The following is a 9,305-nucleotide window of genomic DNA, read 5'->3' on the forward strand; positions in this document are numbered from 1 at the left end:
ATGACCAGCATCCCGGACTTTTCGAGCGTCGCTTTCTCCGACGCTCCCCTGGCGTCCTCCTCCCAGGCTGCTTCGGAGCCCTGGCTCACGCCGGAGGGCATCGCGGTCAAGGGAGCCTATGGGCCTGAGGACCGCGCCGGGCTCGATTTCCTCGACACCTGGCCGGGCGTCGCGCCGTTCCTGCGCGGCCCGTACCCGACCATGTACGTCAACCAGCCCTGGACCGTGCGCCAATATGCGGGCTTCTCCACGGCCGAGGATTCCAACGCCTTCTACCGCCGCAACCTTGCGGCCGGCCAGAAGGGCCTGTCGGTCGCCTTCGATCTCGCGACTCATCGCGGCTACGATTCCGATCATCCGCGCGTGGCCGGCGACGTGGGCATGGCGGGCGTCGCCATCGATTCCATCTACGACATGCGCACGCTCTTCGCAGGCATCCCGCTCGATCAGATGAGCGTGTCGATGACCATGAACGGCGCGGTGCTGCCCGTTCTCGCGCTCTACATCGTGGCAGCGGAAGAACAGGGCGTGCCGCCGCAAAAGCTCTCCGGCACGATCCAGAACGACATCCTGAAAGAGTTCATGGTGCGCAACACCTACATCTACCCGCCCAAAGGGTCGATGCGCATCATCTCGGACATCTTCGGCTATACCTCGGCGAACATGCCGAAGTTCAACTCGATCTCGATCTCCGGCTACCACATGCAAGAGGCCGGCGCGACGCAGGACCTGGAGCTCGCCTATACGCTCGCCGACGGCGTCGAGTACATCCGCGCGGGCATTGCGGCCGGGCTCACGATCGACCAATTCGCGCCACGCCTGTCGTTCTTCTGGGCCGTGGGCATGAACTTCTTCATGGAAGTGGCCAAGATGCGCGCCGCGCGCCTCATCTGGGCGAAGCTCGTGAAGGGCTTCAACCCGCAGAGCGAGAAGTCGCTGCCGTTGCGCACGCACTCGCAGACCTCCGGCTGGTCCCTCACGGCGCAGGACGTGTTCAACAACGTCACCCGCACCTGCATCGAGGCGATGGCGGCGACCCAAGGCCATACGCAGTCGTTGCATACCAATGCGCTCGACGAAGCGCTGGCGCTGCCCACCGATTTCTCCGCCCGCATCGCCCGCAACACGCAGCTTTTCCTGCAGCAGGAGAGCGGTACCACGCGCATCATCGATCCGTGGGGTGGCTCGTATTATGTCGAGCGGCTCACCTACGAGCTGGCGCAGAAGGCCTGGGCGCACATTCAGGAGGTCGAGGAACTCGGCGGCATGGCGAAGGCCATCGAGGCCGGCATTCCGAAACTGAAGATCGAGGAGGCTGCCGCACGCACGCAGGCGCGCATCGATTCCGGTCACCAGAAGATCATCGGCGTGAACAGCTTCAAGTCGACGGACGAAGCATCCATCGACATCCTGAAGGTCGACAACGCCGCCGTGCGCGCGAGCCAGATCGAGAAGCTCAAGCGCCTGAAGGCCGACCGCAACCAGGCCGACGTGGACGCGGCGCTGGCCGCCCTCTCCACGGTCGCCGCGTCCGGCGACGGCAACCTGCTCGACCTCGCCGTGAAGGCGGCGCGGGCCAAGGCCACCGTGGGCGAGATTTCCGACGCGCTGGAGAAGGTCTGGGGCCGTCACCGCGCCGAGATCAAGGCGATCTCGGGCGTTTACAAGCGGGAGGTCGGCATGGCGTCGCCAGCCGTGGAGAAAGTCCGCCAACTGGTGGACCAGTTCGAGCACGACGACGGCCGCCGCCCGCGCATTCTCGTCGCCAAGATGGGCCAGGACGGGCACGACCGCGGGCAGAAGGTGATCGCCTCGGCCTTCGCCGATCTCGGCTTCGACGTGGATATTGGTCCGCTCTTCGCGACGCCTGCGGAAGCGGCCCGTCAGGCGATCGAGAACGACGTGCACATCATCGGCGTGTCGTCCCTGGCGGCTGGGCACCTGACGCTGGTGCCGGAGCTGAAAGCCGAACTCGCCAAGTATGGCCGCGACGACATCATGATCGTGGTCGGCGGCGTGATCCCGCCGCAGGATTTCGACGCGCTGCAACAGGCCGGCGCCTCGGCGATCTTCCCGCCGGGGACGGTGATCGCCGACGCGGCCGTCAACCTGATCGGAGACCTGAACAAGCGGCTCGGATACGGGCCGAAGCAGGCGGCGGAGTAGCAGCCTGGCTCATCCTAACTTGTAGTCCCTCGACGTCATCACCGGCACTGTACCGGTGATCCCGAACCCGAACGTCACGGCGCGCCAATTCCCGAGCCGTCACCTTAGGATCGATCAATCGCCCGCTTGATCACCTGCTGCACTTCCTTGTTCGTCAGGAAGATGTCGTGGTTGATGATGCCGCTGCCGAACTCTGACGCGTCGGCCACACGCACGCCGAGAGCTTCCAGGCGCTCACGATCCGCCGCTCCGGCGCGGATGATGCCGCCGGCAAGGCGGCTCGAGACGGCGAGCGCCCGGTCGTTGGTGGAGCTGATGACGGTGATCTTTTTCGCGTCGGGCCCGAGACGCTCGAGGCCGCGGGCGAAGAGGTCGATGTCGATGTCGGGGGCGGCCAGCACCACCGCGCCGATGCGATCCATGGCGCTCTCGCCGCCCGAGGCGCGCAGCATCCGCAAGGTCTCCAGCGTGAGCAGCGTGCCCATGCTGTGGGCGACGATGTGGATGCGCCCGCCGCTCGGGGTCTTGGCGATGGCAGTGAGCAGGTCCTCCAGGGCATCGCGGGACCACATGGCGCTCTCGCGGTCGGCCACGTAGCTGAAGGTCGATGCGGCGGACGGCCAGGTGAACAGGCCCGTCGCCCCGGCGAACTTGATCCCCTCGGAGAGATCGATGGTCGAGGTCGCGGCCGTCTCGAAGCTCTCGCGGTAGCCGTGGATGTAGAGCAGCAGGTTGTGGCCGAACGCCGCCTGGGCGAAGGTCTGGGCCGCGTTGCTATGGTCGACGTTCTCGACCTTGGCGATGCTCCAGCCGCTGTTGCCGATCAGGGAATCCGAAGGCGGCTTGAGGCGCGCTTCCGCGAAGACCAGATCCGGGGACCGCTCGCTGCTGAACCAGGGCTTCTTCGGCGGATCGCCCACCGGAAGTCGCGTGGTCGCGACCAGGAGCTTCGGATCCCGCGCGAGCCCCACCTGCGACGAGATCGGGCTGGTGAGCGCCGTGTCCTCCCCGAGGCAGCCGGACAGGGCGAGGCTTGCGAGGCCGATGAGGGCGATGCGGGAGACGGGACGAAGCATGGGGCCGGATTTCAAGAGACAATGAGGGCAGTGCTGTTTTGTCCCCGATCATGGCGCGCACAAGGCAGACAGCCGAGGAAGACACATCCGAGTCGAAATATAGTAACCCAATGGTGAACGAAGGTGTCGCAACGTCATCTTGATGCTCCGACAAAGGCCCCATACGTTCGCCCGATGCTTGCCTTCGTCTCCCGTATTCTCCTTTTCATTGTCGGCCTGTTTCTCCTGCCCCTGGGATCTCATGCGCTCTGGTGGGCGCTGCGCGACGATGTCGCGCCGAATTGGCGCGCCGCCGACTGGTCGAGCGCGAAGCTCCTGCCTGCCGCCTCCGAAGCGCCCCAGGCCATCGTGGCGGTCTATGCGGCCCGGGTCGGCCGCTGGCGCGGCATCTTCGCCCACCATACCTGGATCGTCGTGAAGGAGGCCGGCGCCCGTTCCTATACCCGCTACGACAAGGTCGGCTGGGGCAGCCCGGTCCGCACCAATGGATGGGCCCCGGATGGACGCTGGTTCGGCAATGCGCCACACCCTGTCGTCGTGATCGAGGGCAAGGCTGCGGAACGGCTGATCCCTCAGGTGCGGCAGGCGGTGGCGAGCTACCCCTACCAGACCTTCGGCGCCTACAACGCCTGGCCGGGCCCGAACTCGAACACCTTCGTGGCCCACGTGATGCGATCGGTTCCCGAACTCGACGCCGCGATGCCGCCCACGGCCCTGGGAAAGGATTGGCAGCCCTGGCGGGACATCGTCGGCCTGACCCCGAGCCGAACCGGCATCCAGATCTCTCTCGGCGGCTATGCGGGCATCGCCCTTGGCTGGGTCGAGGGAATCGAGGTCGACTTCATGGGCCTCGTCGCCGGGGTCGACGTGCGCCGCCCCGCCATCAAGATTCCCGCCTGGGGACGAATCGGCATGGACCCGATCACTTGGTGAAAGCACGGTCCAGATGCGCTAGAACATCGGACCCAAAAGTGGAGTCCACTTTTGGGATTGATCCGATGTTCAATTCCTTAAGCGGCGCATCGTTCTTTGCGGAAAACCGGGTCCACTTTTCCGCACGATGCGCTAGACCTCTCCCATGACTGGGGGATCACCGAAAACGACAGTGACGGCCGAAATGGTCGCCAAAGGCGACCGGGCATCGCTCGCGCGCGCCATCACGCTCATGGAATCGCGCCGCCCGGATCATCGCGAGGCGGCTCGCGCGCTCTTGCAGGAGCTGATGCCCCGCACCGGACACGCGGTGCGCATCGGCATCACCGGGGTTCCCGGTGTCGGCAAGTCCACCACCATCGACACGCTGGGCTCCATGCTCACCGGGAAGGGGCACAAGGTCGCCGTTCTTGCGGTCGATCCCTCCTCCACCCGCACCGGCGGCGCGATCCTCGGTGACAAGACCCGGATGGCGCAACTCGCGGCTGATCCCAACGCCTTCATCCGCCCCTCCCCGTCCTCCGGGACGCTGGGTGGCGTCGCGGCCAAGACCCGCGAGACCATGCTGCTGTGCGAAGCCGCCGGCTTCGACGTGATCCTGGTCGAGACCGTCGGCGTCGGGCAGTCGGAAACGGCGGTCGCGGACCTGACCGATTTCTTCCTGGTCCTCATGCTGCCCGGTGCGGGCGACGAGTTGCAGGGGATCAAGAAAGGCATCCTCGAACTCGCCGACCTGATCGCCGTCAACAAGGCGGACGATGCGGGCGCAAAGGCAAAGGCGGCCGCCGCCGAGTACAAGGCTGCCCTTCACATCCTGTCGCCCGCCTCCCCCACCTGGACGCCACCCGTGATCACGATCTCGGGTCTCACCGGCCAGGGGCTCGATGAGCTTTGGGCGAAGGTCCTCGATCATCGCCAGCGCCTGGAGGCAACGGGAGAACTCGCGGCCAAGCGCCGGGCGCAGGATACGAAATGGATGTGGGCCCTCGTTCATGAGCGCCTGTACGAACGCCTCCATCACGACCCGGCCCTGCGTCAGCGCGTGCCGGAACTGGAGCAGGCCATCGCGGACGGCTCTCTGTCGCCCACGGCCGGAGCCACCGAGATCGTGAAGCTGTTGAGGCTCTAGGCTCAGGACCTGCCGCGGAGCCTGGACGCCGACGTCCGGTCGCAGCGAGACGTCGACGGTTGCGTTTCGAGCAGGGAGCGCCTTAGCCTAAGGCCATGAGCGCGCTGAAGCTGACTCAGCACTTCGATGCCCCTGCCTCGGTGATTTACCGCGCGTTGATCGATCCCGATGCCGTTTCGGCATGGATGTTCCCCGATGGTATGAGCATCGAGATCCACCACTTCGAACCCAAGGTCGGCGGCCGGTTTCGCATCTCGCTCACCTATGAAGGAGACTTCGGAGTGGGGAAGTCCTCGGCCCGGACGGATACCTATCACGGCCATTTCGTCGACTTGGTTCCCAACCAGCGCGTCGTGCAGGCTCTGGAGTTCGAAACCGACGATCCCTCGATGCAGGGCGAAATGAACATCACCTTTGCCCTGAGTGAAACCGGAAGCTCGACCGTGCTCAGCGCCTGGCACGAGAACGTCCCCTCCGGCATCTCTCCGGCCGACAACGAGACGGGCTGGCGTATGTCGCTGGGACGGCTCAAGCGACTCGTCGAGCAGGCTCAAGCCGCTCCTGATCAACTCCACCTCGGGAAACGGTGAAGCATAGCCTGCCGCTTCGAGCCGGCCCCTTCATGCATCCCGGCCTCAGCAGGAAGCTCCGTCCGCCTATCCGGAATTTCACCTGATCCTCGTCGGAAAATCCGCTTCATTCGGTGCATGCCCGAAGGCCATCACCGAGAACCGACAGCGCCGTGATCGATCGATTGCATCAATTGCCCCTTTTCCTGGGCGCCGTGATCGTCTGCCTCGTCTTCCTGGTGCCGACCCTGGTCGGCTTGGTTCTCCTGCAGCCCACATTCGCACGCCTGATGCGCGGGGAGCGCAATCCGAACACGGTCGTCGCGCTGCTCCTGAACGTCTTCTCGCTCTATTACGGCGTTCTCCTGGCCCTGCTCTCCGTCGCGGTGTTCGAGAACTACGTCAAGGCGCAGGACGCGGTCGGGCGCGAGGCGTCCAAGGTCATTGCCCTCTACCGCACCTTCAATGCCTATCCCGAACCGGCCCGCACCCCCCTGTTGGATACCCTTCGCCAGTATGTCGACGAGGAGACGGGGCCGGGCTGGGCCGCCCAGCGGACCGATCAGGTTTCCACGCGCGGGACGCACCTGGTCGACCAGTTGAGCCGCCAGCTCCTCAGCTTCAGGCCCAACCGCGATACGGGAGAGGACCTGATCCATCAGGCGGCGCTCCGGACCTTCGAAGACTTCATCGAGCAGCGCCGCCTGCGCATTCAGGCGGCCGGGACCAGTATTCCAAGGGTCATCTGGGGGGTCGTCATGGTGGGCGCCGCCCTGAATGCCGTCGTTCTGTGGCTATTCAACCTGAGGCGAACGACTCACTTCGTTCTTAGCAGCGTCCTGATGATCTTCATCGGTCTCGTCGTCTACATGGTCGGCGTTCTCGACCGGCCATTCCATGGTCCGCACGGCCTCCAGCCGGACGACCTCATCCATACCCGCCTGCAGATGAACCCGAGGCCGTGAGCGCCTTCAGGCTGTGCCCCTGATCTCCGATGAGACTCGGATCTGTCCGACCTCGAGGCCGTTCCAGTTCTTGAACACCGGCTGGGCCAGACCTTCGACAACCTTCCGCTCGTCGGCGCTCAAGGAGAGGAAGCGCAGGACGAGGCCGGCCATCATGGCCTCGGCCGCGCGGGCATGGCCATCCTCGACCTTCAGGGCCACCCCATAGCCGAGTTCCGGGAAGGAGGCGCAATAGACGCCCTCGGCGCCAACCTTGACGAAGGCTCGCTCGCCGAGGAGCTCCATGAGCTTCGTGTCGAAGCGGCCGGTTCCGGCGACCATGAACGGATGGCGCGCCACGGCCTTGCGGATCCGAGCCGCCGCGGCCTTGCCGTCACCCGGCAGGCCCGTCCCGGCGCCGAACCGGGCGAAGCCGAAGGCCAGCGACGGAAGCGGGATCGCATAGGTCGGGATCGAGCATCCGTCGATGCCGCTCTTCTCGACCGTATGGCAGGCGCCGGTGATCTCCTCGAGGGCCTCGCGGACGCTGCGCTGCACGGGATGATCCGCGAGCACGTAGCCCTTCGGGCTCTGGCCCTGGCCGCAGGCAAGGCAGACGAAGCCGGCATGCTTGCCCGAGCAGTTGTTGTGCAGGGCGCTCGGGCTGGCGCCGGAGGCGGCCAGAGCCCGGTTGGCGGCCTCGCCCATGGGCCAGTGCACGCCGCATTCGAGGCAGCCGACGTCCTGCCCGGCCTTGGCCAGCATGGCCTTGGCGGTCGCCGCGTGTTCCGGCTCGCCCGAATGGGACGCGCAGGCGAGTGCGATCTCCTCATCGGTCAGGCCGTATTTGTCCGCGATGCCGCTCTCGACCAGCGGCATGGCCTGGAGAGCCTTTACGGCGGAGCGCGGAAAAACGCGCCGGTCCACATCCCCGATCGACAAAACCATGCCGCCCTCGGCGTCCACCACGGAGACGCTGCCCCGATGGCGCGACTCGACAAGGTTTCCGCGGGTGACTTCGACTAGAAAAGGATTGTCCATCAATGCCCCGTATGAAAAGCGGCGGTGTTGTGGAGGCACTCAACGGAGAAGTCAAAGGGGACTTTGTTGCAATGGCAAGAAAAGTGCCCCGAAATCGTTGGAAGCATCGACCCAAAAGTGGAAATGCACTTTTGGGATCGATCCGATGCTCCACCTTATGAAGCGGGAATCGTTCTTGCGGACCCGGAGGGCCGCGTCAGCGAGAACCAGGTCCACTTTTCCGCGCGATGCGCCCAAGCCGTGGGTTGCTGCGAAGCTCCTGCCACTCTAAACCCAAGGCTCGAACAAACGGGGAGTTCTCGATGCGTGTGGCGATGATCGGAGCGGGCTATGTTGGCCTGGTGTCGGGCGCCTGCTTTGCGGATTTCGGGCACGAGGTCTGCTGCGTCGACAAGGACCCGGGCAAGATCGAGGCCCTCAACCGCGGCGCCATCCCGATCTTCGAGCCCGGCCTGGCCGAGCTCGTGGCCAAGAACGTGCGCGAGGAGCGCCTGACCTTCACCACCGACTTGGCCCAGGCGGTCCAGACCGCCGAGGCCGTGTTCATTGCGGTGGGCACCCCGTCCCGCCGCGGCGACGGCCATGCCGACCTCTCTTACGTCTACCAGGCCGCGCGCGACATCGCCGCCGCCATGGACGGCTACACCGTCGTGGTGACCAAGTCGACCGTGCCGGTGGGCACCGGCGACGAGGTCGAGCGCATCATCCGCGAGACCCGGCCCGACGCCGCCTTCGCCGTGGTGTCCAACCCCGAGTTCCTGCGCGAGGGCGCGGCGATCGCCGACTTCAAGCGCCCCGACCGCATCGTGGTCGGCACCGAGGACGCGCGCGCCACCGCCGTGATGACCGAGCTCTACCGCCCGCTCTACCTCAACCAGTCGCCGCTGCTCGTCATGGCGCGGCGCACGGCCGAGCTGACCAAGTACGCCGCCAACGCGTTCCTGGCGACCAAGATCACCTTCATCAACGAGATCGCCGATTTGTGCGAGCAGGTGGGCGCCAACGTGCAGGACGTGGCCCGCGGCATCGGGCTCGACAACCGCATCGGGGCCAAGTTCCTGCATGCCGGCCCGGGCTATGGCGGCTCGTGCTTTCCCAAGGACACCCTGGCCCTGATCAAGACGGCGCAGGACCACGCGGCGCCGATGCGCATCGTCGAGACGGTGGCGGCGGTCAACAGCCAGCGCAAGCGCGCCATGGGCCGCAAGGTGATCGCCGCCTGCGGCGGCTCGGTGCGCGGCAAGACGGTGGCGGTGCTCGGCCTGACCTTCAAGCCCAACACCGACGACATGCGCGATGCGCCCTCGATCGACGTGATCACCGCGCTGCAGGATGCCGGCGCCCAGGTGAAGGCCTACGACCCGGAGGGCATGGCGGCGGCCCAGGCGGTGCTCACCGACGTGGCTTACGCCAAGGACGCCTATGATTGCGCCCGCGGGGCGGATGC

General features: G+C 65.9%; 8 protein-coding genes. 6 read left to right on the forward strand and 2 right to left on the reverse strand.

What is annotated here, in order from left to right; translation table 11 throughout:
• Nucleotides 1–2,166 (forward strand): methylmalonyl-CoA mutase, encoded by a 2,166-nt coding sequence (gene scpA / locus DDF70_RS33955; RefSeq protein ID WP_114948974.1) that lies wholly within the window; start codon nt 1–3, stop codon nt 2,164–2,166.
• Between the two features lie 104 nt (nt 2,167–2,270).
• On the opposite strand, the gene DDF70_RS33960 is transcribed toward scpA, so the two are convergent.
• Nucleotides 2,271–3,242, reverse strand: a complete 972-nt coding sequence (locus tag DDF70_RS33960) for an alpha/beta hydrolase (protein WP_114948975.1) — start codon at nt 3,240–3,242, stop codon at nt 2,271–2,273.
• Between the two features lie 174 nt (nt 3,243–3,416).
• Here DDF70_RS33960 and DDF70_RS33965 point away from each other — a divergent pair, with 174 nt between their 5' ends.
• The 4 genes from DDF70_RS33965 to DDF70_RS33980 all read left to right on the forward strand — a co-directional run bounded on the left by DDF70_RS33965 (nt 3,417) and on the right by DDF70_RS33980 (nt 6,838).
• On the forward strand, nt 3,417–4,175 hold the full coding sequence (locus DDF70_RS33965) for a DUF3750 domain-containing protein (protein WP_114948976.1): 759 nt from the start codon (nt 3,417–3,419) through the stop codon (nt 4,173–4,175).
• Between the two features lie 145 nt (nt 4,176–4,320).
• Nucleotides 4,321–5,304, forward strand: a complete 984-nt coding sequence (meaB, locus tag DDF70_RS33970) for a methylmalonyl Co-A mutase-associated GTPase MeaB (RefSeq protein WP_114948977.1) — start codon at nt 4,321–4,323, stop codon at nt 5,302–5,304.
• A 95-nt stretch (nt 5,305–5,399) separates the two neighbouring features.
• On the forward strand, nt 5,400–5,894 hold the full coding sequence (locus tag DDF70_RS33975) for an SRPBCC domain-containing protein (RefSeq protein ID WP_114948978.1): 495 nt from the start codon (nt 5,400–5,402) through the stop codon (nt 5,892–5,894).
• Between the two features lie 152 nt (nt 5,895–6,046).
• Nucleotides 6,047–6,838 (forward strand): bestrophin-like domain, encoded by a 792-nt coding sequence (locus DDF70_RS33980; protein WP_162820872.1) that lies wholly within the window; start codon nt 6,047–6,049, stop codon nt 6,836–6,838.
• 6 nt (nt 6,839–6,844) lie between these two features.
• Here the strand turns inward: DDF70_RS33980 and DDF70_RS33985 are convergent, their stop codons facing one another.
• A complete protein-coding gene (locus DDF70_RS33985; protein WP_114948980.1) occupies nt 6,845–7,858 on the reverse strand; it encodes an asparaginase in 1,014 nt (337 codons plus the stop codon).
• A 302-nt stretch (nt 7,859–8,160) separates the two neighbouring features.
• Here DDF70_RS33985 and DDF70_RS33990 point away from each other — a divergent pair.
• Nucleotides 8,161–9,305: UDP-glucose dehydrogenase family protein (locus DDF70_RS33990; protein ID WP_162820873.1), on the forward strand; the 1,145-nt coding region annotated here is incomplete at its 3' end.

This window comes from Microvirga calopogonii, assembly GCF_003347665.1.
In the GTDB taxonomy this organism is placed as follows: domain Bacteria; phylum Pseudomonadota; class Alphaproteobacteria; order Rhizobiales; family Beijerinckiaceae; genus Microvirga; species Microvirga calopogonii.

Excerpts from the sequence above, each read along its gene's own strand:
- DDF70_RS33975 (WP_114948978.1), top strand. The coding sequence starts at position 5,400 with ATGAGCGCGCTGAAGCTGACTCAGCACTTCGATGCCCCTGCCTCGGTG.
- DDF70_RS33985 (WP_114948980.1), bottom strand. The coding sequence starts at position 7,858 with ATGGACAATCCTTTTCTAGTCGAAGTCACCCGCGGAAACCTTGTCGAG.
- scpA (WP_114948974.1), top strand. The coding sequence starts at position 1 with ATGACCAGCATCCCGGACTTTTCGAGCGTCGCTTTCTCCGACGCTCCC.
- DDF70_RS33965 (WP_114948976.1), top strand. The coding sequence starts at position 3,417 with ATGCTTGCCTTCGTCTCCCGTATTCTCCTTTTCATTGTCGGCCTGTTT.
- DDF70_RS33960 (WP_114948975.1), bottom strand. The coding sequence starts at position 3,242 with ATGCTTCGTCCCGTCTCCCGCATCGCCCTCATCGGCCTCGCAAGCCTC.
- meaB (WP_114948977.1), top strand. The coding sequence starts at position 4,321 with ATGACTGGGGGATCACCGAAAACGACAGTGACGGCCGAAATGGTCGCC.